The sequence below is a fragment of the Curtobacterium sp. VKM Ac-2889 genome (assembly GCF_015350855.1).
GTDB lineage: Bacteria > Actinomycetota > Actinomycetes > Actinomycetales > Microbacteriaceae > Curtobacterium > Curtobacterium poinsettiae.
Map to the genome: position 1 here is coordinate 41,320 of NZ_JADKSC010000002.1, position 22,743 is coordinate 64,062.

The 22,743-nt window shown below is 70.2% G+C and carries 27 protein-coding genes and 1 pseudogene; 15 read left to right on the forward strand and 13 right to left on the reverse strand.

Annotated features, from left to right (window positions below; genetic code table 11):
• Positions 1–95: 95 nt before the first annotated feature.
• The 3 genes from ITJ50_RS06015 to ITJ50_RS06025 are packed head-to-tail and all read left to right on the forward strand — an operon-like array spanning position 96 to position 1,368.
• Positions 96–710: a TetR/AcrR family transcriptional regulator gene (locus tag ITJ50_RS06015; RefSeq protein WP_017887485.1), complete on the forward strand. Its 615-nt coding sequence runs from the start codon at positions 96–98 to the stop codon at positions 708–710.
• On the forward strand, positions 707–1,054 hold the full coding sequence (locus tag ITJ50_RS06020; protein WP_194590127.1) for a DMT family transporter: 348 nt from the start codon (positions 707–709) through the stop codon (positions 1,052–1,054). The genes ITJ50_RS06015 and ITJ50_RS06020 overlap by 4 nt, the downstream gene beginning before the upstream one ends.
• Entirely contained in the window at positions 1,054–1,368 is a 315-nt protein-coding gene (locus ITJ50_RS06025) for a DMT family transporter (RefSeq protein ID WP_194590128.1), read from the forward strand. Before ITJ50_RS06020 ends, ITJ50_RS06025 begins: the two co-directional genes overlap by 1 nt.
• 106 nt (positions 1,369–1,474) lie before the next feature.
• Here the strand turns inward: ITJ50_RS06025 and ITJ50_RS06030 are convergent, their stop codons facing one another.
• The 4 genes from ITJ50_RS06030 to ITJ50_RS06045 are packed head-to-tail and all read right to left on the reverse strand — an operon-like array spanning position 1,475 to position 4,216.
• Complete coding sequence (locus ITJ50_RS06030) at positions 1,475–2,308, reverse strand: acyl-CoA thioester hydrolase/BAAT C-terminal domain-containing protein (RefSeq protein ID WP_194590129.1); 834 nt, start codon at positions 2,306–2,308, stop codon at positions 1,475–1,477.
• A 22-nt stretch (positions 2,309–2,330) separates the two neighbouring features.
• Positions 2,331–2,699, reverse strand: coding sequence for an SdpI family protein (locus ITJ50_RS06035; protein ID WP_194590130.1), 369 nt, complete (start codon positions 2,697–2,699; stop codon positions 2,331–2,333).
• Positions 2,700–2,750: 51 nt separating this feature from the next.
• The gene (locus tag ITJ50_RS06040) at positions 2,751–3,356 is read right to left on the reverse strand and encodes a hypothetical protein (RefSeq protein WP_194590131.1); all 606 of its coding nucleotides are present in this window, start codon (positions 3,354–3,356) and stop codon (positions 2,751–2,753) included.
• Positions 3,350–4,216 (reverse strand): SMP-30/gluconolactonase/LRE family protein, encoded by an 867-nt coding sequence (locus ITJ50_RS06045; RefSeq protein WP_052481576.1) that lies wholly within the window; start codon positions 4,214–4,216, stop codon positions 3,350–3,352. Before ITJ50_RS06045 ends, ITJ50_RS06040 begins: the two co-directional genes overlap by 7 nt.
• Before the next feature lie 57 nt (positions 4,217–4,273).
• Between ITJ50_RS06045 and ITJ50_RS06050 the strand changes: the two genes are divergently transcribed.
• Complete coding sequence (locus ITJ50_RS06050; protein WP_042536878.1) at positions 4,274–5,305, forward strand: LLM class flavin-dependent oxidoreductase; 1,032 nt, start codon at positions 4,274–4,276, stop codon at positions 5,303–5,305.
• Between the two features lie 98 nt (positions 5,306–5,403).
• On the opposite strand, the gene ITJ50_RS06055 is transcribed toward ITJ50_RS06050, so the two are convergent.
• The 3 genes from ITJ50_RS06055 to ITJ50_RS06065 form a co-directional block, all read right to left on the reverse strand.
• Positions 5,404–6,618: a glycosyl transferase gene (locus ITJ50_RS06055; RefSeq protein WP_027464806.1), complete on the reverse strand. Its 1,215-nt coding sequence runs from the start codon at positions 6,616–6,618 to the stop codon at positions 5,404–5,406.
• The gene (locus ITJ50_RS06060; RefSeq protein WP_194590132.1) at positions 6,615–7,427 is read right to left on the reverse strand and encodes an HAD-IIB family hydrolase; all 813 of its coding nucleotides are present in this window, start codon (positions 7,425–7,427) and stop codon (positions 6,615–6,617) included. Before ITJ50_RS06060 ends, ITJ50_RS06055 begins: the two co-directional genes overlap by 4 nt.
• A gap of 170 nt (positions 7,428–7,597) precedes the next feature.
• Complete coding sequence (locus ITJ50_RS06065) at positions 7,598–7,984, reverse strand: MerR family transcriptional regulator (RefSeq protein WP_042536882.1); 387 nt, start codon at positions 7,982–7,984, stop codon at positions 7,598–7,600.
• Between the two features lie 212 nt (positions 7,985–8,196).
• Here ITJ50_RS06065 and ITJ50_RS06070 point away from each other — a divergent pair, with 212 nt between their 5' ends.
• Positions 8,197–9,714 carry a SulP family inorganic anion transporter gene (locus tag ITJ50_RS06070; RefSeq protein WP_071252403.1) on the forward strand — a complete coding sequence of 506 codons (1,518 nt, stop codon included), beginning with the start codon at positions 8,197–8,199 and terminating at the stop codon, positions 9,712–9,714.
• Positions 9,715–9,749: 35 nt separating this feature from the next.
• Here ITJ50_RS06070 and ITJ50_RS06075 read toward each other — a convergent pair whose 3' ends face one another.
• Entirely contained in the window at positions 9,750–9,947 is a 198-nt protein-coding gene (locus tag ITJ50_RS06075; protein ID WP_017887151.1) for a hypothetical protein, read from the reverse strand.
• 144 nt (positions 9,948–10,091) lie between these two features.
• On the opposite strand from ITJ50_RS06075, the gene ITJ50_RS06080 reads away from it, so the two are divergent.
• The 3 genes from ITJ50_RS06080 (at position 10,092) to ITJ50_RS06090 (ending at position 12,523) form a co-directional block, all read left to right on the forward strand.
• Complete coding sequence (locus ITJ50_RS06080) at positions 10,092–11,036, forward strand: GNAT family N-acetyltransferase (protein ID WP_194590133.1); 945 nt, start codon at positions 10,092–10,094, stop codon at positions 11,034–11,036.
• Between the two features lie 133 nt (positions 11,037–11,169).
• On the forward strand, positions 11,170–11,709 hold the full coding sequence (locus ITJ50_RS06085) for an RNA polymerase sigma factor (protein ID WP_194590134.1): 540 nt from the start codon (positions 11,170–11,172) through the stop codon (positions 11,707–11,709).
• Positions 11,699–12,523: a hypothetical protein gene (locus tag ITJ50_RS06090; RefSeq protein ID WP_194590135.1), complete on the forward strand. Its 825-nt coding sequence runs from the start codon at positions 11,699–11,701 to the stop codon at positions 12,521–12,523. Before ITJ50_RS06085 ends, ITJ50_RS06090 begins: the two co-directional genes overlap by 11 nt.
• 61 nt (positions 12,524–12,584) lie before the next feature.
• Here the strand turns inward: ITJ50_RS06090 and ITJ50_RS06095 are convergent, their stop codons facing one another.
• Together ITJ50_RS06095 and ITJ50_RS06100 are read right to left on the reverse strand one after the other, a co-directional pair.
• On the reverse strand, positions 12,585–13,655 hold the full coding sequence (locus ITJ50_RS06095) for a magnesium and cobalt transport protein CorA (RefSeq protein WP_194590423.1): 1,071 nt from the start codon (positions 13,653–13,655) through the stop codon (positions 12,585–12,587).
• A 239-nt stretch (positions 13,656–13,894) separates the two neighbouring features.
• Positions 13,895–14,446 (reverse strand): hypothetical protein, encoded by a 552-nt coding sequence (locus tag ITJ50_RS06100; RefSeq protein WP_159557817.1) that lies wholly within the window; start codon positions 14,444–14,446, stop codon positions 13,895–13,897.
• A 111-nt stretch (positions 14,447–14,557) separates the two neighbouring features.
• On the opposite strand from ITJ50_RS06100, the gene ITJ50_RS06105 reads away from it, so the two are divergent.
• Positions 14,558–15,253 carry a helix-turn-helix transcriptional regulator gene (locus tag ITJ50_RS06105; protein WP_194590136.1) on the forward strand — a complete coding sequence of 232 codons (696 nt, stop codon included), beginning with the start codon at positions 14,558–14,560 and terminating at the stop codon, positions 15,251–15,253.
• 97 nt (positions 15,254–15,350) lie between these two features.
• Positions 15,351–15,728, forward strand: coding sequence for a VOC family protein (locus ITJ50_RS06110; RefSeq protein WP_194590137.1), 378 nt, complete (start codon positions 15,351–15,353; stop codon positions 15,726–15,728).
• Positions 15,729–15,738: 10 nt separating this feature from the next.
• Here the strand turns inward: ITJ50_RS06110 and ITJ50_RS06115 are convergent, their stop codons facing one another.
• Positions 15,739–16,134, reverse strand: a complete 396-nt coding sequence (locus tag ITJ50_RS06115; RefSeq protein ID WP_194590138.1) for a MerR family transcriptional regulator — start codon at positions 16,132–16,134, stop codon at positions 15,739–15,741.
• A 56-nt stretch (positions 16,135–16,190) separates the two neighbouring features.
• On the opposite strand from ITJ50_RS06115, the gene ITJ50_RS06120 reads away from it, so the two are divergent.
• Positions 16,191–16,901 (forward strand): SDR family oxidoreductase, encoded by a 711-nt coding sequence (locus tag ITJ50_RS06120; protein ID WP_194590139.1) that lies wholly within the window; start codon positions 16,191–16,193, stop codon positions 16,899–16,901.
• 9 nt (positions 16,902–16,910) lie between these two features.
• Here ITJ50_RS06120 and ITJ50_RS06125 read toward each other — a convergent pair whose 3' ends face one another.
• A complete protein-coding gene (locus tag ITJ50_RS06125) occupies positions 16,911–17,564 on the reverse strand; it encodes an FMN-dependent NADH-azoreductase (RefSeq protein WP_194590140.1) in 654 nt (217 codons plus the stop codon).
• Positions 17,565–17,688: 124 nt separating this feature from the next.
• Here ITJ50_RS06125 and ITJ50_RS06130 point away from each other — a divergent pair, with 124 nt between their 5' ends.
• The 4 genes from ITJ50_RS06130 to ITJ50_RS06145 all read left to right on the forward strand — a co-directional run bounded on the left by ITJ50_RS06130 (position 17,689) and on the right by ITJ50_RS06145 (position 21,825).
• Positions 17,689–18,123, forward strand: coding sequence for a helix-turn-helix domain-containing protein (locus ITJ50_RS06130; RefSeq protein WP_308113199.1), 435 nt, complete (start codon positions 17,689–17,691; stop codon positions 18,121–18,123).
• 219 nt (positions 18,124–18,342) lie between these two features.
• Positions 18,343–18,921: an NADPH-dependent FMN reductase gene (locus ITJ50_RS06135; RefSeq protein WP_228501061.1), complete on the forward strand. Its 579-nt coding sequence runs from the start codon at positions 18,343–18,345 to the stop codon at positions 18,919–18,921.
• A 402-nt stretch (positions 18,922–19,323) separates the two neighbouring features.
• Positions 19,324–20,520: an MFS transporter gene (locus tag ITJ50_RS06140; RefSeq protein WP_194590141.1), complete on the forward strand. Its 1,197-nt coding sequence runs from the start codon at positions 19,324–19,326 to the stop codon at positions 20,518–20,520.
• A 57-nt stretch (positions 20,521–20,577) separates the two neighbouring features.
• Positions 20,578–21,825: an MFS transporter gene (locus ITJ50_RS06145; RefSeq protein ID WP_194590142.1), complete on the forward strand. Its 1,248-nt coding sequence runs from the start codon at positions 20,578–20,580 to the stop codon at positions 21,823–21,825.
• A gap of 150 nt (positions 21,826–21,975) precedes the next feature.
• On the opposite strand, the pseudogene ITJ50_RS06150 reads toward ITJ50_RS06145, so the two are convergent.
• Positions 21,976–22,665 (reverse strand): annotated as a pseudogene (locus ITJ50_RS06150) (amidohydrolase family protein); the annotation flags it as partial.
• Positions 22,666–22,743: the final 78 nt, after the last annotated feature.

Genomic DNA, 22,743 nt, shown 5'->3' on the forward strand with positions numbered 1-22,743 from the left:
CGGTGCCAGCTGGCACCGTGCCTCCCGTCCGTTCGTCCCTGACAGTTCACCGCCTGACTTGGCCACCTGGCCAAGTCAGGCGGTACGGTCGGTCCATGACCCTGCACCAAGAGCACCGCAGCATCGAGGAACGGCGACACCAGCTCGTCGACGCGGCGATCGCGGTCCTGCGCGACGGCGGGATCGCCGCGCTCACCACGCGCGCCGTCACCACGGCCGCCGGACTCCCGCACGGTGCGTTCCACTACTGCTTCGCCTCGAAGTCGGCGCTGTTCCGGGCGGTGCTCGAACGACAGCTGCGGGGCGCGATGGCGGCCGCGTTCGCGACGCCGACCACACGGCTCGATCCACGGGCGCGGATCGCCGCGGGCCTGGCGGCGCACCTCGGGCAGACCAAGAGCGACCCGGCGACCGCACTCGCCCTCGTCGAACTCGTCACGCACTCCCGTCGCGATGCCGACCTGGCAGAGCTCGCCGCGTGGGAACAGGGGGCGTACCTCGAAGCCGTCCGCGCGCACGTCGACGCCTGGTCGAGCGAGGACGGGATCACGTGGGCGGTGCCGGTCGAGCAGGTCGCACGCCTGCTCATCGCGACCGCCGACGGCGTCAGCGGGTCGTGGCTCGCCGATCGTGACGACACCGCCGCTTCCGAGACCGTCGCCACGGCGGCTCGGGCGATCGCCAGCCTCGTCGGCGGCGGTGCCTCGTGAAGTGGCTCTTCCTCGGGATCGCGATCGTCGCCGAGGTCACGGGTGCCCTGTCCATGCAGGCAGCCGTCGAGCAACCGGCCTGGTACGCCGTCGTCGGCATCGGGTACGTCACCGCATTCGTCATGCTCATCCGGGTGCTCCGGAGCGGCATGGCCGTCGGCGTCGCCTACGGCATCTGGGGCGCTTCCGGCGTCGCACTGACCGCGGTGCTCGCCGCCGTCCTGTTCGGGCAGGCCCTGACCCTCACGATGATCGTCGGGATCGCGCTCATCGCGGTGGGCGTGCTCCTGGTCGAGATCGGGTCCCAGCGGGCGCTCGCACGCCGCGAGCAGGAGCCCCGCTGATGGGGTGGGTCCTGCTCGCGATCGCGATCGTCACCGAGGTCGGCGCGACGATCAGCCTCAAGCTCGCGACGGACGGGAAACGCGTCTGGTACGTCGCCGTCGTCGCGGGGTACCTGACCGCGTTCAGCCTGCTCGCGGTGGCATTGACGCTCGGCCTGCCGATCGGGGTGGCCTACGGCATCTGGGCCGCGACGGGCGTCGCCCTGACCGCCGTCCTCGGACGCGTGCTCTTCCGCGAACCGCTCACGGCGCTCATGCTCGGCGGGATCGCGCTGATCATCGTCGGCGTGCTCCTCGTCGAGCTCGGGCACTGAGCGCCGTGCCAGTTCCGCCTGGTGCGAGGTTGCACGCGTGGTGCGACCCTGATGCCTCGCACCACGTGTGCAACCTCGCACCGGTCAGCGACGGACAGCCCCGCGGTCAGCTCGATGAACGGATGCGGTCCTGAGCAAGGGCGATCCGGATCGTCTCGAGTGCCGTCAGCCCGAGCGCCGCGTCGGCGGTGGCGGTACCGCCGCGCACCATCGCGATCCCTCCGGCCACGACCGGCTCGGTCGGCAGGACTGCCCGGTGCCCTGCGTGCCGATGGATGACCACGGTCGTGGTGTGCCCGGCCGCGGTTCGCCGAGCTGCGATGCGGCGAACGCTCTGGGCGCTGGGCCAGACCTGGTCGTCCTCACCGGCGATCAGGACGAGCTGCGGTATCCGCTCGACGGGTACCGCCGCTGCCCGAACCCAGTCCGCGGCAGCTTCGTACGAGTGTTCGTAGAGCGATCGGAAGCGCGGAGGTTCTTCCCGCCGCCAGGTGTCCCACGCCAACGGCACGTGCGGCAGTGGCGAGCCGTCGAGGGTCCAGTGCGATCGTTCCACGCCCTCGTCGTCCGGCCAGGGCCACACCACGTCGGTGGGTGCGAACGCGATGACGCCCGCGACCGAGGGGCGGAGGGCGCCGAGGACCAGCGCGGCCTCGGCCCCGAGGGACGTCCCGACGATCCAGACCCGATCGCAGGTCCGCTCGAGATCGTCGATACGGGCGAGGAACAGTTCGAGGGGGACGGACCACGGTCCCGGTTGCTGGCCGGCTCCCCCGAACCACCGGATCGATTCAGCGACGTGCCCGAGTTCCGCGAAGACCCGCGCGCGGTCCTCGTCGATCCGCCCGCTCGACCCCGCGAGCACCAGGACGCCGGTCCCCGATCCGCGGGAAGGGACGAACCGAACACCTTCTGGGTCGCTGAGCCCGATTCGCTGCACGGGACCAGCATGGCCGCTCCGATCAATCGTCGCGAGGAACGCTGTTCGCAGCACGGGACGCCGACACCGCACCGACGACGAGCGCCGCCAGCGTGGTCGCCAGGGACAGCCCGAGCAGCACCACGTAGAGCACCGGGATGAGCTGGGCCGGAACGGACACGATCGCCACGACCGCGGCGCCGATGAGCAACGGCCGCATGACCCGGCGGGCGGCCCGGTGTCCGGCGTGCCAGGCCGCGTCGCTCCGCATGAGCGACGGCAGTCGGATACCCGCTGCGCGGTTCCGTCCCAGTCCGTCCGCAGCGATCGACACGATGCCCCAGATCGCCGCCTCGACGATGAGCAGGAGCACGGCGCAGCCGACCGCCGCCCACCAACCTGGACTGTCCATCACGGCCTCCCCGCACCACGCTAACGCGCGGTGGAGGCGGCGCGCGCGAGGTCAGGAGACTGGCGCGCCTGCCGGATCGATCTCGGCCAGGATCCGGTCGCGCCGCCGCTTCTCGATCATCGACAAGACGGTGACGAACGCTGCAGCGCAGACGATGAGCACGACGAACAGCCAGCGCCACGGACCCAGCGTGGCGAGTGCGGACCCCGCCAGGCCGAGGAGGCCGAGGCCCATACCGATGAGCGCCGGGATCGCCATCCGCGTCGACCGTCGCTGCCACGCGAGCAGCGCCCGCACGAGCGGCATGGTCTCGGGCGTCATCGCGGCCCGCCCACTGAACTGCCGGGTCACGGACTTGCGGTCCGCAGGGGTGAGCGCGCCGAGCGGCCGTTCGGGCGTGTCGACGATGTAGGGCAGCAGCCTGCGGTGCCGTCGAGCGCGGACCCAGGCGGTCACCGCCACGACCGCTCCGGCGACGGCGAGGAGGAACCAGACCAGCATGCTGAGCCGCAAGGCGGCGGGGGCAGTGGCGGCCACCCAGAGGACCGACAGCGCGGCGAGTCCCGCCTGCTGCGACATGACGACCACGGTCGGCCCGTGCTCGACCAGGTGCGCCGCGCGCCGCGTCGCCTCGGCGAGGCCGCTCGGGTTCACCACCCGGGGACCTCGACCCGGACCGAACTGATCCGGCCGGAGCGAGTCTGCGCCGTCACGGCCGGGTCGTAGCTGTCGGCTGTCGCCAGGTAGAGGGTGCGACCGTCCTCGCCACCGAGCGCACAGTCGATCGCGCACTCCCCGGGCGCGTCGACGCGGTCGGTCACCTCGCCGCCCTCGACGACCCGCAGGAACTCCCCCGTGTCGACCGAGCAGACCCAGACGGCACCGTCACGGTCCACGGTGCTGCCGTCCGGGGTCACGCCACCGGGCAGGGCTGCCCACTCGCGACGCCCGGTCAACGAACCGTCGTCCTCGATGTCGAACGCGGTGAGCCGGCCGCCCCACGTCTCGCTGACCACCAGGGTCCGGGTGCCGGGCAGGACGTTGGCGCTGTTCGGGAACACCAGGCCCTCGGCGGCCAGACGGACGGAGCCGTCGGGGTCGATCACGTAGAGCGGGCCGGGGCGCAGTTCCTCGCCCGCGTACAGGTCGTAGCCGAAGGCACCGATGTAGGTCCGGCCGGTCTGGGCGTCGACGACCAGGTCGTTCACGAGCGACGACTCGATCGTGGACAGGTCGGCGAACACCGAGGTGCTGCCGTCCGGCTCGACGGCGACGACCGTGCGGGACTCCATCGAGCTGATGATGAGACGTCCGTCGGCCAGCCACCCGAGTCCGGACGACTGCCCGTCGACGGTGGCCTCGAGCCGGGGGCCGTCGGTCGAGGACGGGTCGACCGAGAAGACTTCGCCGGTGTGCATGTCCGAGTACCAGAGCCGCCCGTCGTGCCAGCGGTTGCCCTCCGGGAACCGGATGCCGGAGATGACGATGTCGGTCGCAGAATCCAGGGTGATGTGCACGGATACACCCTGCCATCCGGACCCCCGCGCCACCCGATGGTCTGGCACGATCGACCCATGCCCCTCGACGGAACTCCCCTGCACCGGCTCGGCTTCCTGACGATCGGGTCGTTCGACCCCGCCCGACCGTCCGAGGGCCACGAGGACACCCTGCGCGTGATCGAGCGTGCCGAGGCCGTGGGTTTCGACAGCGCCTGGCTGCGCCACCGGCACCTGCAGCACGGCATCTCCTCCCCCGTCGCGGTGCTGGCCGCCGCCTCGCAGCGCACCTCGCGCATCGACCTCGGCACCGCCGTCACCCCGATCGGCGCCGAGAACCCGTTCCGCCTGGCCGAGGACCTCAGCACGGTCGACGTCCTGCTCGGTGGCCGCCTGAACCCCGGGTTCTCCGTCGGGACCCCGATGAACTTCGACCTGTACCGCGACGCGATCTACCCCCACACCCTGGAGCACGAGGACCTCGGCAACGACCGGCTCCTGCGCTTCCGTGACCTGGTGCGCGGTGACCCGGTGACGGACACCGAGACCGTCGAACGTCGGGGCATCGAGGAGTTCGCGAGCACCGTCCAGCCGCACAGCACCGGCCTGGCCGACCGGATCTGGTACGGCACCGGCAGCACGAAGTCGGCCGTGTGGGCGGGCGAGAACGGCTTCCACCTGCTCACCTCGAGCGTCACCCGCAGCGAGGTCGGCACCGACTTCGCCACGAACCAGCGCGCCCAGATCGACGCGTACCTCGACGTCCACCCCGACCCCGCTGCCGCCCGCGTCTCGCAGGGCCTGGTCGTCATCCCGACCGACACCGCGACGAGCGAGCAGGAGGCCCGCTACCGCGCCTACGTCGACAGCCGCTCGAGCCGCGTCGGCGTGCCGATGGGTCCAGCAGGGATGCTCTTCGCTGCGGACCTGGTCGGCACGTCGGCCGAGATCGCGGACCGGCTGCGCACCGACGTCGGCTACCAGGCGGTCACCGAGGTCGCCTTCGCACTCCCGTTCTCGTTCGAGCCCGACGACTACGCGCAGATCATCACCGACATCGCGGAGCGTCTGGGTCCGGAACTCGGCTGGGCGCCGCAGGGTGCGGCCTGAGAACGGCGCCAGACCGACGGACGGGAGGCACGGGCCAGCTGGCACCGGGCCTCCCGTCCGCCGTTGACTCGCGCCCAGGGCGCGCGCAAGACGCCGGATCAGTCCTGCTGGTCCGCCTCCACCGCGTCGCGCAGCCGGTCGAGCACGTCCGGCACCGCCGAGCGCACCCGGCTCCAACTCGGGATGAACGGCTTGTCGTTCGGCCGCGCCGTGAAGGCGCCGCCGGCGTCGAGGATCGCCTTGGTGAAGAGCTCCACCGCGGCTTCCTCGGCGTGCTGGTCGAACGCGAGCCCGCTCATCTCGGCTTCGTGCCGGTAGACCTCGACGATGTCGAGCGCGTTCCGGTAGTACGTCGCCTTGAGCACCCGGAACGAGTCGGACGTGAGCGGGACGCCCATCGTCGCGAGCTTCCGGAGCAGCGACTGCACGATGTCGTTGCCCATCCGTGCCAGGCCGCCGGTGCCGTCGGCCTCGGCGAGGGGCTGGTGCTTGTGGTCGTAGGCGTCGGCGATCTCCACCTGGCACACCTGCCGGGTCGCGTAGTCGCGGTAGACCTCGGAGAGCATCCCGATCTCGAGTCCCCAGTCGCCGGGGATCTTCAGGCCGTTCAGCACGTGGGCGCGCATCGCGAACTCGCCGGACAACGGGTACCGGAAGCTGCTGAGGTACTCCAGGTACTCGGACTCCCCGTAGACCTGGCGGAGCGAGCGGAGCAGCGGCCCGACGAGCAGCCGTGCGGCGCGGCCGTTGATCCGGCCGTCGGCGACGCGTGCGTAGTAGCCCTTCGAGAACTCGTAGTCGAACGCGGGGTTCGCGACCGGGTAGAACAGCCGCGCGAGCATGCCCCGCTCGTAGGTGGTGATGTCGCAGTCGTGCAGGGCGATGCAGTCCGCCCGCTCCGATGCCAGGGCGTAGCCGGTGCAGTACCAGACGTTCCGGCCCTTGCCGGGCTCCCCCGGTGCCAGGCCCGCACGCTCCAGTTCGGCGTCGAGCTCGCGCAGCCGCGGCCCGTCGTTCCACAGGATCCGGTGCCGCTGCGGCAGCCGCGAGAAGAACTCGCGGGCGTGCTCGAACTGCGAGCGGTCAGCCCGGTCGAGCCCGATCACGATCTCGCTGAGCCAGTCGGCCTCGGCCAGCTCGTCGACGATCCGCGACAGCGCCGGGCGCTCGAGCTCGGAGTACAGCGCGGGCAGGATCAGGCTCATCGGACGCTTCTCGGCGAAGCCCCGCAGGTCCTCTTCGAGGCTCGCGGTGCTGCGGCGACCGAGGTCGTGGAACGTCGTGATGACGCCGTTCTGGTGGAAGTCGCTCATCGGTGGCTCCTGACGGACGGGGTGGTGAACCGGGTGAGGCCCTCGGTCCAGCCCTGCGGGCCGGGGACGGTCGTGCGGTGGACGCGCTCGGGTCGGTCGTCGGCGAGCGGCCCCGGTGCCGGGCCGTGTCCGCGGACCACGACGGCGAAGTCGACGGCGTCGAGCAACGCGGTGTCGTTCGGGCCGTCGCCGAGTCCGATCGTGCGCGGGACCGTCCCCGTTCGGCGCTCGTGGTCGACGATCAACGTCCGGACCGCCGCGCCCTTGTCGCGGCCCGTCGGCAGCACGTGCCAGAACCGGCCACCGCGCACCAGGTCGAGGCCGAGCGCGGCGAACGCCGCGCGGAACGCGTCCGCCCGGTCGTCGTCCTCGGCGTGCCAGAGCAGGACCTCGGACGCCTCGCGCTGCTGCGCTCGTCCGGCCGCTTCGAGGTCGAGGCCCGTCCACGCGGCGACGACCGCGTCGGTCACGCCGCCGAAGGTCTCGAAGTGCAGCTCCAATGACTGGCGGACGCGGACGAGCTCCGCGTGCAGCCGCTCGAGGTCCCCGTCGCGCGGTCCGACCAGCACCTCGCCCGCCGGTCCGACCACGACCGCGCCGTTCTCCGCCACGAAGGCGTGCCCGTCGAGCCCGGTGCGGGTCTGCAGTGCCGTGATCTCGGCACGCGTCTTGCTGCTGCAGAACACCACGGGGACGTCGTCCGCCCGCAGCTGTTCGAGCATCGGCAGAGCCGCGTCGAACGAGTAGTCGTGGTGGTCGAGGAACGTCCCGTCGAGGTCCGTGACGATCATCAGGTCGGGTGTTGGCATCGTGCTCCGCTGGCGGCTGGCTGGGCTGCGGGCGACGATGCCCCGGACCACCCTGCCACGCGGACGCGTCGGTTGGGTGAACAAGCCGGCGTCGGTCGCGCGACGCGACCAGCGGACGGACGGGAGGCACGGCGTCAGCTGGCACCGCGCCTCCCTTCCGTCACGGCGCCTCAGTGCCGGCGCAGGATGCCGAGGAACTCGTCGGCCCACTCGAGGTTGCGGGCGAGCTTCGCCCGGCGTTCCTCGGTGTCGACGACGTACGCGTCGAGCTGCGCCTGCAGCCGGTCGCGCTCGATGCCGTCCGCCGTCTCGAGCCCGTCGAGGATGCCGAGGAGCTCCGCCATCTGCTCGAGGGAGTAGCCGAGGGGCTTCATCCGGCGGATCACGAGCAGGCGATGCAGGTCGTCGTCGGAGTACAGCCGGAAGCCGCCCTCGGTCCGTCCGGTGGGGTGGAGCAGTCCGACGTCGTCGTAGTGGCGCACGGTCCGGATGGAGAGCCCGGTCCGGTCTGCGAGTTCACCGATCCGCATCGTCGATGCACCTGCTGCGTCCGTCACTGCTGACCCCTTCCGCCCGGTTGCCCGGTCCGGACCGATCGTACCGATGCTTGCGCTGCAACCCTTCCGTTGCGTTAGAGTCAGACACGACCGACTCTTCCGTTGCGGAAGGTTCTGGTTCCTGGCCGCACTCGGTCAGTGCGCGACGAAGCGCCCCCACGACATTCCCCCGCGGACGCCGAGCGTCCGCACCCCCTCACCGAAGGAGAACCGTGACGACCGTCACGCCCGCACCGGCTCCGGTGCACGCCAGTCCCACCGTCCTGTCCGCCCTGCGGAACCCGAAGATCCTGCTCCGCGAGGTGCTCGCCGGCCTCGTCGTGGCCCTCGCGCTGATCCCGGAAGCGATCTCGTTCTCGATCATCGCGGGCGTCGATCCGCGCGTCGGCCTGTTCTCGGCGTTCGTGATGGCCGTGGTGATCTCGTTCGTCGGCGGGCGAGCCGCGATGATCTCCGGTGCGACCGGCGCGATCGCACTCGTCGTCGCACCGGTCATGCGGGACCACGGGCTCGACTACCTGATCGCCACCGTCATCCTCGGCGGCGTCTTCCAGCTCGTCCTCGGTGGGCTCGGCGCAGCCAAGCTGATGCGCTTCGTGCCGAGGTCGGTGATGGTGGGGTTCGTCAACGCCCTCGCGATCCTGATCTTCACCGCGCAGCTGCCGAACATCATCGGCGTCGACTGGCTCGTCTGGCCGATCGGCGCCGTCGGCATCGCGATCATCGTGCTGCTGCCCCGTGTCACCAAGGCCATCCCGGCACCGCTCGTGGCGATCGTCGTCCTGACGCTCGTCACCGTGCTGGCCTCGATCGCCATCCCGACCGTCGGCGACGAGGGCAAGCTGCCGGACAGCCTGCCGACCCTGTTCATCCCGAACGTCCCGCTCACGCTCGAGACGCTGACGATCATCGCCCCCTACGCCCTGGCGATGGCGCTGGTGGGCCTGCTCGAGTCGCTGATGACGGCGAAGCTCGTCGACGAGGTCACCGACACCGGCTCCCGCAAGACCCGCGAAGCGCTCGGGCAGGGCGTGGCGAACATCTGCTCCGGGTTCATGGGCGGCATGGGTGGCTGCGCGATGATCGGCCAGACGATGATCAACGTGAAGGCGTCCGGTGCCCGCACCCGGATCTCGACGTTCCTGTCCGGCGTGTTCCTGCTGGTCCTCGTCGTCGGGCTCGGTGACGTCGTCGCGATCATCCCGATGGCCGCACTCGTCGCCGTGATGGTCATGGTGTCCGTCGGCACCTTCGACTGGCACAGCATCAAGCCCTCCACCCTCAAGCGGATGCCGGTCGGCGAGACCGTCGTCATGGTCCTCACCGTCGTGATCGTCGTCGCCACGGACAACCTGGCCATCGGCGTGATCATCGGGGTGACCGCCGCGATGATCGTCTTCGCCCGCAGGGTGTCGCACTTCACCAACGTGTCGCGGAGCATCGAGACGCTCAGCACCGGTGAGCAGCACGCGCTCTACACGGTCGAGGGCGAACTCTTCTTCGCGTCGAGCAACGACCTCACCACCCAGTTCGACTACGTCGACGACCCCGAGCTCGTCGTCATCGACATGACCGGGTCGCACATCTGGGACGCCTCAACCGTCGCCGCGCTCGACGCCATCGAGACGAAGTACCACCAGCACGGCAAGCGGGTCGAGATCGCCGGGCTGAACGACGCCAGCCGAGCCTTCCACGGGCGCCTCGCCGGGAACCTCGGCGCCGGTCACTGACCTCCTGACCTCCGCCCGCCACCTGGCAACGCCCGTCAGCGTCGGCCGTTCGCCGGGACGAGCGCGAAGACGAACCCGACGAGCGCGGACAGGACGCCGATGACGACGACGAACGTCGCCCAGCCGCTCCAGACCGCCGGCGCGAACCAGATCATCAGCAGTCCCACGAGGATCAGCGCGATGCCGACTCCGAAGCCCAGGTTCACCGCACGTTGTTTCTCACGCATCTGCATCGCGGCAGTCTCCCTCGCGCTCCGTGGCACTCGCGTCCCCCGGGAGGCTGACACGGCCTCATCCGCAGGAAGGCCGACGCGCAGCGGATCCCGGAGCAGCGCGGGCCTGGCGGATCGACCGCCGATCCGTCAGGCTCGTGCTCGATGACCGACTCCTCCCCGCAGCTGCGGATCCGACGCGCAACGCCCGACGACGTGCCGGCCCTCACCCGCTGGAGCAGCGACGAGACCGTGGCGTGGGTCGACGCCGAGCGCCTGACCGACGAACTCCGCACGGGCAACTACCGACCGCAATGGTCGTGGATCGCCGAACGCGCAGGGCAGCCCGTCGGCCGAGCGCTCTGGTGGGGGCAGGCAGACAGCGAACGACCCGCCACCCTGGACTGTCTCTCGACGAGTGTTCGAGGCGCCGCCGCGGTCGACGTCGGTGCCGCGTTGGTCCGGGCCGGGCTCGACGCGTTCGGCGCCGGCGCTCCGCTCGAGTACAACGTGGACGTCGCGCCGACCTGGACGGACGACCCGGCAGCAGTCGAAGCGGTCCGGTGGCGACACGAAGCAGCGCACCTCGGCGGCTTCACCCGGACCACCGAGCGCATCAGCTTCGCGCGCACCACGACGACCCCGAGACCACCGCGTCCGACTCGGCTCCGGTTCGCCCCGGCCGAGGACACGACCTTCCGGGCGCTGTTCGCGGCCGTCGCGCCCGGCTCCCTCGACGACCACACCAACGACATGGTCGCCCGCGAGGGCGTCGATGCCCTGGCCGACGACGATCTCGAGTTCTACCGCTCGCTGCCCGGCGACCGGCACGCGTGGCGCACGGCGCACGCGCCCGACGGCACCACCGTGGGGTTCATCATCCCGACCAGGACGGCGTACGACGCGAGCATCAGCTACCTCGGGGTCCTGCCGGAACACCGCGGACACGGGTTCGTCCACGACCTGCTCGCAGAGATGACCCACGTTCACCACGACGACGGGCAAGACCGCATCGTCGGGACCACCGACGCCGCCAACACCCCGATGCGAGCGGCCTTCGAACGAGCCGGCTTCGCCGTCACACGCGTGCGGATCGTCCACGCGCAGTGACGGGCGCGGGCGGGCCGTGGACGCCGGGCAGAGCCAGGGCCACGGCGGGAGCGCAGGCCCGACGACACGCCCGGCGACCACCGATCTGTGAGGATGTCCCCTCCGTGCACACTGCGGAGTGAAGGGGGTGGACATGAACCGATCAGCCGAGCCGGACAGCGCGCTCGTGGCGGCAGCAGCACGCGGCGACCGCAGTGCCGTCACCGCGTTGTTCGACCGTCACGCCGAGACCATGACCCGGTACACGTGGGCACTGGTCACGCGGCGCATGGACGTCGAGGAGATCGTGCAGGACGCGTTCCTGACGCTGTGGCAGAAGGCCGACACGGTGGAGGTCCCCGGGGAGTCGCTCCTGCCGTGGCTGCTCGTCGTGTGCCGGAACCACGCCGCGAACCTGCGACGGCAGCAGCGCCGACACGAGGGCGTCGACCTGCCGGACGAGCTCGCTGCGCCCGAACAGGACGACGATGCCCGCGAGCGGCTGCGGTGGGTCCGCGCCGAGATCGACGCACTCGCGCCACTCGATCGCCAGGTGTGCGAGCTCTGCCTGATCGAGGGCCGCTCCTACGCCGAGGCCGCCGAACTGCTCGGCATGAGCGTCGGCGCCGTCACCCAACGCGTGTGGCGGTCTCGTGCACGGACCAAGAAGGCGGTGACGAACGATGAACGATGAACGACGTCTCGACCACGAGCCTCCGATGGGCAACGAGCCGCCCGGCGGCGACGACATGCGCCAGATGCTCGCCGGCATGCGGGAGCAGGTCGTCCGGGGCATGCGCGCCGAGCCCCGCCCGGTGTCCCCTGGCCGTCGGGCCGGACTCATCGCGGCGGTGATCGCGGTGCTCGGCATCGGTGCCGCGAGCGGGTCGATGGCGCTCGGCCTGGTCCCGACGCCCTTCGCCGCCGCGCCGACACCGGCTGCGACCTCTGCGGCGCCGGCCCCGGCACCGTCCGGGTCGCCGTCACCGTCACCGTCAGCGGCCCGCATCACGCCGACGCCGACCCCGACGGCCGACACGACGGGGACCATCCCCGCGGCGTGCACGGACGCCGTTCCGGCAGCTGATGCTCCGCGCCTGTTCGGTTCACTGGTCCTCGACCAGCTCCGACCCGCGGTTCCCGGGGGGAAGACCGACTACTACGTCGACCCCGAGGAACCGTTCACCGCGGACGCGACGCTGGTCTGCCACTGGTCGCCGAGCGGCAGCACCGAGGACGTCGACAACCTGTTCCTCGAGATGGGCACCGTCGACCGAAGTGTCCTCCAGGCCCGGCTCCAGTCCCTCGCAGGCAAGGGCTGGACCTGCACCGACACACTCGGCGGGCGCTCCTGCCAGCACACCGAGACGGCGATGTACTACTCGGACCGGGTGGAGACGGCGCACACGTTCTTCGTGCGCGGCGACACCTGGATCTCGATCACGCAGTCGAACGTCCCGACCGACGGCCTCCTCGAGGCCCTCATCCAGCAGACCTGGACGGGCTGACCGACGGACTGGAGGCACGGCGCCAGCTGGCACCGCGCCTCCAGTCCGTCGTCACGCACGCTCAGAGCCAGTGCCGCCGCTTGAACACCGCCCACAGCACGACCGCCAACACGACCATCGCGACGATCGCCGCCGGGTACCCCCACACCCACCGCAGCTCGGGCATGTGCTCGAAGTTCATGCCGTAGATCGACGCGACCAACGTGGGCGCGAACAGGATCGCCGCCCACGACGAGATCTTCTTCACCTCTTCGCCCTGCTCCATCGACGCCCGCGCCAGCCGCCGGCTCTCCTCCCCCTGCGCCAGGCTCGCGCTGGTCATCCGGCGCATCGCATCGTTCTGCTCCTGCGTCACCAGGGTCGAGTGCAGCGTGAGGGCGTTCTCGAGCAGCGTCCGGAAGGTGTCCACGCGCTCGGTGACACGGATCGCGTGGTCGAGGACGTTCCGCAGCTGGTTCTGCACCTCGATGTCAGTGCCGTACTTCTCGGCGCCGCGCAGCAACGCGTTGAGCATCCCGGGCAGCGGGCCGATGGCGCGCTGGAACCCGATGACCTCACTGAGCAGCTGGTAGATCCGCCGCGAGGACGCCGGGTCGACGTCACCGTCGAACAGGTCGTCCTCGATGTCGTCGATGTCGTCCTGCAGCCCGGCGACGACCGGGGCGTAGCTGTCGATGACCTCGTCGAGGACGGCGCAGAGCACCGCCTCGGACCCTCGCCCCAGGGCTTCCGGATCGGCTTCGAGTCGCTTCCGCACGTCGGCCAGATTCGGCCGTTCCGCCTGCCGCACGGTGACCACGAAGCCCCGCCCGGTGAACAGGTGCACCTCGCCGAACTCGACCGTCTCCTCGTCCTCGTCGTACCAGGCGGGTCGCAGCACCACGAAGAGCGTGTCGCCGTAGCGCTCGAGCTTCGCGCGCTGGTGCCCCTTGTGCGCGTCCTCGACGGCGAGTGGGTGCAGCCCGAACTCGTCGGCGACGGACGCGAGTTCGGTGGCGGTCGGTCGGAACAGCCCGATCCAGGCCATCGCCCCGCTGCCCGCGGCGTCGAGCGCCTCGTAGGTCAGGCTGAGGTCCTGCGGCGACTGGGTCCGCGTTCCGTTGACGTAGATGCCGTTGTCGATGAGGGCCACCGGTGTCCTCCTGGTTCCGTGGTGCATGCGGGCAACCTGCCGAGCATGCCGGACCGCCGACGGCGCGGGCGCTTCCCTGACGGACCCCTCACGCTGCGCGCCGGATTCCTGTCGGAGTCCTGACACGCCCTGGGCGCAACCCCAGGACGGACTGGAGGCACGGTGCCAGCTGGCACCGTGCCTCCAGTCCGTCAGCCGTCGCGTTCAGGACCGCCGGCAGTCCGATCCGCTCGGTGCGTTCAGGGCACGTCCTCGCCGAAGGCGAGCAGCGTCCACGGCTCCAGGTCGTGCATCCCGACGCTGGTCTCCCACTCGGTACGATCCGGCCGGAACTCCCGCTTGACGTAGTCGACGAGATCATCGCCGTAGATGACCACGTCCGTCTGGTGCACCGAGAAGACGGGCGCCCCGCTGCCGAGCGGCGCGGCAGGCAGGTAGCGGTGCGAGTACAACGGCACCAGCTGCGGCCACTGCCGCAGGTGCCGCGCAGCCACCTCGAGACGCTGCGACTCGTCGCCGGGTCGCTCGCCCCACGACCCGGGCCAGAAGGCGTCGTGACGGACGTCGAACAGGGCGCCGTCGACCGGCCACCGGATCGCTCGCCGCAGTCGCTCGTCGTTCCGCGCGCGCCAGTCGAACCAGCCGTCCCCGCTCGGCAACGCGAGGGAGAGCAGGGCGCGGTGGTCCGCTCCGAACCGGACGCCGTACCGACGCTCGGCCCGGGCCAGTTCCCGTTCCGTCAAGCCGGGTTCGAGAGCAACACCGAACGTCCGGAGGAGTTCGACGGTCATGGCTGCGGACACCCTCGCAGCCTAGGCCGACGGACGCGAGCCCCACGAGCACGTGGCAGACGAGACGGCGTGGATCTGACGGAACATCGGGACGACCGCGAAGATGGCGAGGTGAATCGCACCGATCGGCTCTACGGCCTCGTGGAGGAGTTGCGCGCCGTCGCCCCGCAGCCGCGGAGCGCGCGTCGTCTCGCGGAGCGGTTCGAGGTGTCGGTGCGGACCATCGAACGGGACATCTCCGCGTTGCAGCATTCGGGTCTGCCCATCTGGGCGGAGCCCGGCCGGACCGGCGGGTACGTCATCGACGCGTCCGCGACGCTCGGCCCGGCGGGCTTCACGCCGGATGAAGCCCTCGCGGTGCTGATCGGGCTCGGCTCGCTCGGGCGCGGTCCCTTCCGGCACGCGGCGCACACCGCCGCCAGGAAGACGCTCGCGGTCATGTCCGCCGCAGATGCGACACGAGCGAGCGCACTGGCGTCCCGGGTGCACTTCCTGGAGGACGAGGAGGACACGGCCGTCCCGGCCGAGTTCGCGGCGGCCCTGCGCGCGGATCGGGTCGTGCGACTCCGGTACCGGGACGCCGGCGGAGCGGAGTCCGTCCGCGACGTCGAACCACTGGGGTCGATCGGGAAGGACGGTCAGTGGTACCTGATCGCCTGGTGCCGGACCCGCGACGGGGTGCGGGCATTCCGCGGCGACCGGATGCTGTCGGTCGAGGTCACCGACGAGCGGCCGGCGCAGCGCGTCCTGCGATCCGAGGACCTCGCGATCCAGTACGGACGGCTCCGGCCGGTCCTCGACGACTAGCCGGCGCAGTCGGTTTCCGGAAACACCGACAGGACGGTGTCGCAACCGCCGGTGAAGCTGGTCGCTCCGAGTCAGCAGCACCACCGTGAGGAACCCCATGTCGTTCGCATCCGTCCGCATCATCACCGACGACCTCGAGGGCATGGTCGCCTTCTACGAACGGGTCACCGGCCAGCCAGCCGAGCGCCCTGCACCGGTCTTCGCGCAGTTCACCGGCCCGGGTGGGACCCTCGCGATCGCCAGCACCGCCACGGTCGCCATGCTCGGAGGCACGCTGACGCCCGCGACGAACCATTCCGTGCTCATCGAGTTCGAGGTCGCCGACGTCGACGGCGACTTCGCCGGACTGCAGCTCGGCAGCGACGACGTCGTCCTGGAGCCGACCACGATGCCGTGGGGCAACCGTTCCGCACTGGTCCGCGACCCGGACGGCAACGTCGTCAACCTGTTCAGCAGGCCCGCCGCCGCCAACTAGGCGGAGCGGCTCAGGCGGCGGCGGCGTTCGCGGACGAGCGGCACTCCTCCGGTGGTCGCCCAGCGACGGACTCCGCCGCGATGTCGCGGAGCCGCGCGAGGCGGTCGTGGGTGGCACCGAGGGCCTCGATCTGGCGTCGGATGCGATCGCTCTCCTCGTCGAAGTGGTCGAGCATCGTCCGCGTGGCGACCCCGGTGTCGAGGAAGGGCAGGAGTTCGACGATCCGACGACTCGGCATGCCCGCCGCGTAGAGCATCTGCATGAAGCGCACCCGCGCGACATCGGGCTCGCGGTACTCCCGGTGTCCGCCCGTGGTCCGCTCCGACTCGAGGAGCCCCTGCTCCTCGTAGTACCGCAGTGACCGGACGCTGACGCTGGCACGTTCTGCGAGTTCACCGATCCGCATCGTTCTGTCCCTCGGGCTTGATTCTCACGTTGACGTCAGGTTCTACCGTAGCGGGCATGAACCTCTCTAGAGCCACTGCCCTCGTCACCGGCACGAACCGCGGTATCGGACGCCACCTCGCCGCACAGCTGATCGCACGCGGGGCGAAGGTCTACGCCACCGCCCGACGCCCTGAACTGATCGACCTCGAGGGCGTCGAACGTCTCGCCCTCGACATCACCTCCCCCGCGTCCGTCGCAGCTGCCGCCGCGGTCGCCACCGACGTCGATCTCTTGATCAACAACGCCGGGATCGCGACCACGGCGACCCTGCTGGGTGACCTGGACGCAGCCCACGCCGACATGGACACGAACGTCTGGGGCACCCTGTCCGTGATCCGCGCGTTCGCACCCGTCCTGGCGGCGAACGGCGGTGGGAGCATCGTGAACATCGCCTCGGGTGCCTCGTGGCTCGCCATGCCCGGAGCCTCCGCCTACGCGGTGTCGAAGGCCGCCCTGTGGAACATGGGCAACGCGTTGCGGCACGAGCTGGCCGGCCAAGGGACCGCGGTGATGTCCGTGCACCTCGGAGTGGCCGACACCGACATGACCGCGGGGATCTCGATGGCCAAGACCGACCCGGCGGACGTGGCGCGCGCCACCCTGGACGGGGTCGAGCGCGACGACTACGAGGTCGTGGTGGACGAGCAGGCCGCGTTGATCAAGCAGATGCTCGCCGGGGACCCCAGGGAGCTCTACGCGGTGGTGGCGCAGATGCTCGCGTCGTAGGAGCCGGCTTCACGCAGCCTTCGGCACGGCCGCCAGCGTGCGGCCGTGCCGAGCCGACTGCTCCTCGGCGCGGACCCGCAGTTCGTCGGCCAGCTCCGTGAACTGATCGAGGGCGGGGTTCACCCCGACGAGCGTGAACTCGCGCGTCACCACGTCGAGGTCGAGCTGCCAGACGTCCTCGAGGATGCGGCGCATCCAGGCCGTGGCGTGGTCCCAGCCCTCCCTGGGCGTGCCGGCGGAGTAGTTGCCGCCCTGCACCGTGACGAGGACGGCCGGCTTGCCCGCGGTCGCGGGCACGGCGCCGGGTGCCATGCGCGGGTCGGTCAGCACGAGGTCGACGTAAGACTTGAAGTGCTGCGAGACGCCGAAGTTGTAGAGCGGCACGGCGAACAGCAGCGCGTCGGCACCGGCCAGCTCGTCGGTCAGCTCGGCGGCCAGGGCGACGGCGGCGACCTGGGCCGCCGTGCGCTCGGACTCGGGCGTCGCGGAGCCGGCGACGGCGTTCGCCCAACTGTCGGCGGGCACGGGGTCGGTGCCGACGTGACGGCGGGACACCTCGGCGCCCGCGTGCACGGCACTCCACTCGGTCTCGACGATGTCGCCGAGTGCTCGGCTGGTGGAGCCCTCGGTGCGGATGCTGGCGTCCAGGCGGAACAGTGTCATGACACTCCTTCGATCGTTCCCGAGTCGACGACCCGGGCTTCGGTTACGATGAGTAACCCTGCCCGCCGGGTTCCCGTTACCGCAAACGATCCCCTGTTACCCGGCAGTAACCACGGGAGACCCCATGACGGACCAGACCGCGCTGGAGACATTGCAGGCCCGGCTCCACCAGTCGATGCCCACGATGGCCGAGCTGTGCACGAGCGAGGACCCAGAACTCTTCCGGTCGCTGCTGTCCCGGATGGGCGACAAGTGGACGTTGTTGGTGATCGGGGTGCTCGGTGACGAGCGGCGGCGGTTCACAGAGCTCTCCGAGGTCATCCCCGGCATCTCACGCCGGATGCTGACCGTGACGCTGCGCGCACTCGAGCGCGACGGGCTCGTCTCGCGGACTGTCCACGCCGAGGTGCCGCCGCGCGTCGAGTACGAGCTCACCGACCTCGGACGGTCGCTGCAGTACGTGGCCCTCGCCCTCGCCGACTGGGTGCGGGAACACCAGCAGGTGATCGCCGGCAACCGGCAGGTCTTCGACGGTGACGGTGACGCCCGAGACCGATGACGACGGCGACGCGCGCGCGACCGCCGACCGACTACTGAGACGGTTTGGTCACTCGCGGCCGCCGCGGGTCAGGACCGCGGCGGTCCGGCACCTGTTTTCGAAGCCGACGGCAGCCTGATCGTGCCGCTTGTCGGGTAGCCGATCGGCTAGCGTGCGTCGTGACACCGGCCGTACAGATCGCGCCAGTTCGGGCTGCGACCCACTCGGTACCGTGATCGGATGGTCTCCTTGCGTCTGCCCGTCATCTCATGCAGCCTCGACCCCGCTAGCTCCAGCCGCCGCCTCGCCGAGCAATCGGCAGCCCTCCTCACCGCGACTGGCCACCAGTCCGACGTCGTTGATCTCGCAACGGTCGCGTTGCCGGCTTTCGACAATGACCGGGTGTTCGACAGTGATGCGTTCAACGCGCTCCACCAGCTCATTCGTGAGGCTGACGGGGTGGTGCTGGCATTCCCGATCTACGACTGGGCTCCGTCGTCCGCCGTCAAATCGCTGATCGAGGCCACAGGCGCGACGGGCGACGGTCGTCGCGCGGCTTGGTTCGACAAGGTCGTTACCTTCGTGTGCGCTGCCGGCCTGCCGCACAGTTACATGGCGACCGGCGCCCTCGCGCAGTCGCTGATGTTGGACTTCAAGTGCGTGGTGAACCCCTACACGGCGTACTTCTCGGAGCGGGACTGGGAGGCAGACGCGCTCAGTGAGGAGCGGGCAGCCCGCCTGAGCAAGACCATGACGGTGCACGCTGAGCTCGTGAGTCTGCTCCGCGACAGAACCTACCGGTCGGACTGGGAGGTGTGAGCCAGACTGTCGCGTGTCCGGTAGCCGATCGCCAACTGAGACGGCACGTTGATCTCTCATCTTGAGCGCTGCTAGCGTTCGTTCGACTGGTCCGATGATGGCGAAGGGTGGCAACGATGCCGTTCTGTGCCCCTCGTCGACTGTTCTCCACCAAGCCTGCGCCCGAGTTCGTCGGACCGCGGCCGATCCCTCCCGGAGTCATGGCAACGCAGAACTGAGCTGACCACGAAGGTCGGCCCCTCCCCGCCGCGAGCGTTCTGCTCGCGTGCTTCTGCTTGCCCGCGCCGTCGTGCGACGACGGCGCGACGACTTCACGGGACCACGTCCATGCTCTTCACCCCGGCCCGGTTTCGGGCCTCACTCGCGAGCTTGCGCGAACACCGTTTCGTCACCTTCGCAGTCTTGACCGACACCGTCGGCGCCGGCCTCACGCTGCCACTGACGATCGTCTACTTCACCATCACCACCGACGTGACGCTTGCAGTGCTCGGCGCCGTCTCGACCCTCGCGACGCTGGCTGCTCTCCCGATCGGACTGGTCGGTGGCGTCCTCACCGATCGATTCGGCGCGAAGGCGTCGATGATCCTCAACAACCTCCTCTCGGCAGCGGGCTTCACGCTCTACCTGTTCGCCCATGACCCGATGATGATCTTCGCGGCGATCTTCCTCGCCAACGGCTCCGAGCGGCTCTACTGGACCTCATGGACCGCGTACGTCCACGACCTCGCTGAAGGCCGCCCGTTCGAGCGGTGGTTCGCGTTCCTCGAAGCGACGAAGGCCGCAGCGCTCGGCGCTGGCGCGATCATCGCCGCGGTCACCCTCGCGAACGGCCACCAAGACGGGTTGCGGTGGCTGATCCTCGCCAACGTCGTCACCAGCGTTCTGGCGGCCGGCGTGTTCGCGACGCAACCCACCGGGCATCGATCCACGCCGCCGTCCGCCCTCGCAGATGCGGAAGGGGCGGACACGACCGGGTCACTTCGTTCCTTCATCGCCGACCGGTCGATGCGACTCATCACGCTCGGACAGTTCCTCATCGGTCCCGCAATGGTGTTGCCGAACGTCGCGTTCAGCGTTCTGTTTGTCGAGCAGTGGGGCATGTCCCCAGCGGTCGCGCCCGTCCAGTTCGCTGTCGCTACGGGCCTGTGCGCGTTGCTCCAGACCTCCGTGACCCGCTGGGTTGCTGGTCAGCAGCGTGGAACGCTCATCGCGCTCGGTGCAGTCTTGACTGCCGCGACCGCAGCACCGCTCGTCGTTCTTCCTCCGCTGCACGGGCTGGCGGCGTGGTCCTTCGTCATCGTGGTCGCGATCCTGCTGGCAGCTGCGGACATGATCTACCTCCCGGCCGCCAACGCGGTCATGGCCGAAGCTCCACACCCTCGAATCCGCGGCCGAGCGATCGGGGTGTTCCAGACCGCGAGCTCGATCGGCATGGCACTGTTCCCGCTCACTCTCGGACTCTTGGACTCGCGCACGCCCTGGCTACTCTGGCTCATCGCCACGGGTGTGTTCCTCGCCGCCGCCTGGGCTTGGCACAGAGCGGTCCGGGGTTTGCCGGGACGCGTACAAGTCGCCGAGCCGACCGACATCGACGCTTGAACAGTGTCTTGGGCGAACTGTCTTGCTCGCAGCGTCGCGGTCTGCCAGCGTTGGCGCATGGGCGAGGACGCGACCACGCTGCGTGGAGTGCCCGGGTTCCGCCCGTACTGGTCCGCTGCGACCGTCTCATCGTTCGGATCAGCAGTCAGCGCGGTCGCCGTACCGGTTCTCGTGGTGACCGTGCTGCACGCCAGCCCGTTCGAGGTGGGGCTGGTGAACGCTGCCCAGTTCCTCCCGTACGCGTTGTTCGGGCTGATCGTCGGCGCGTACGTCGATCGATTCCGGCGCAAGCCACTCCTGATCTGGGCGAGTGTCGGTCGTGGCGTGTGCCTGGGCGCGATCCCGGTGCTCTGGTTCACCGGGCTCTTGAACCTCTGGGTGACGGCGGCGGCGTTGTTCGTGTTCGGCATCCTGTCCGTCATCGGATTCGCCGCGACGCAGTCCCTCCTCCCTCGAATCGTCCCTCGCCCGCTCCTCCTGGCGGCGAATGCGCGGGTCGACCAGAGTGATGCGGCAGCGCAGACGGTGGGCCCGGCTCTCGGAGGTGTCCTGGTCAGCATCGTGACCGCGCCGGTCGCGATCGCCCTCGACGCGGTGAGCTACTTCATCGACGCCGTCCTCATCGCGCGCGTCCGCGTCATCGAGCAGACGCCAGCGCGCACGGCGGGTGCGCGGTTGCGGAGCGACATCGCCGACGGTCTGCGGTGGACGTACGATCATGCGACGCTCGCACCGCTGGCGCTGTCGACACATCTCTGGTTCCTCGCCAACGCCGCCGGACTGACGGTGTTCGCGACACTCGCGCTCCGCACCTTCGCGCTTCCAGCGGCCGTGTACGGGGGCATCCTCGCCGTCAGCGGTGTCGCGATGCTCCTCGGCGCCACCGCTGCGCCGCGCCTCGGTACCCGCTTCGGTGCCGGCCGGACGATCATCGCCGCTCGAGCCGCGTACCCGGTCGCCTGGGCCGCCGTCACGCTCACGACGGTCGGCACCGGCACCGCAGGAACACCGGCGACTGTCGCGGTGTTGTTCGTCGCCTTCGCCGTGCACGGCGCTGCAGCGGGCTGCGAGAACGCGAACGAGATGAGTCTCCGCCAGACCGTCACACCCGACGCGCTGCTCGGTCGGATGAACGGCACGATGCGCAGCGCGAACAGGACCGTCGCGGCTGCAGGAGCAGTGGGCGGCGGCGCGCTCATGACCGTCGCTGGAGATGGCGTCGCGCTGCTCGCGGTGACGCTCGTGTTCGCCGGCGCCGTCGTCGTGGCGATGTGCTCACCACTCAGGACGATCGCCGTTCGGTAACGGGGAGCGCGAGCACCACGCCGCGTTCATCCGCCGCATGGTCGGTGCCGCGTCGGACGCTGCGGATCGGCTCCGCGGGTGAGACCCCGCGGACACTCGGCTGAACGGTCAGGCTGGTGCACCCTGGCGGCTCATGGACCGCTTCGACACTCACTCGCTCCCCGGAACGCGCTCGGCGCTCAAGCGGGGGAAGAGCTGCTCGGCGGCTGTTCGGTGCACCTCGCCCAGTCGTTCTGCGCCGGGGCCGTCGTAGGTGTCCAGGTCGTGGTCGAAGCGGGCGCTCCAATCGGGGTGCGCGTAGGGGAAGTCGCTGCCGTAGAGGACATGGCCGGGTTCCGCGAACGCCAGCAGTGACGGCAGCGAGGCGGGAGACGCGGACAGTGCGGTGTCGAAGTAGAACTTCCGGAGGCCCGCCTGGATGCTCTCCGGCGTGGTGTCGGGGTTGAACATCGCGGCGGCGCTGAATCGACTGGCTGCGTAGGGCAGGAACCCGCCGGCGTGGGAGAGGATGACGCGGAGGTTCGGGTACCGGTCGAACACGCCGTGCGCGACGAGGTCCACGGCGGTGCGGGTGGTGTCGAACGGGAAGTCCAGCAATGCAGTCGGCATCCCTGGCAGCTGGGTGATCGGTGGTGCGGTGGGGTGCACGAAGACCACGGCCGAGCGCGCGGCGAGTTCTGCCCAGAGCGGCTCGTACGCGGGGTCGCCGAGGTACCGTCCGTGCGCGTTCGACAACAGGAGCACCCCGTCGGCGTGGAGTTCGTCGAGTGCTCGCACGGCCTCGGCGACGGCACCATCGAAGTCCGGCAACGGCAGCACCGCGAAGTGCCCGAACCGGTCCGGCGCCTCGCGGCCAGCTCGGCCTGGTAGTCGTTCAGTTCGCGGGCGAGTTCCCGCGCCGCGGCGTCGTCACCGAAG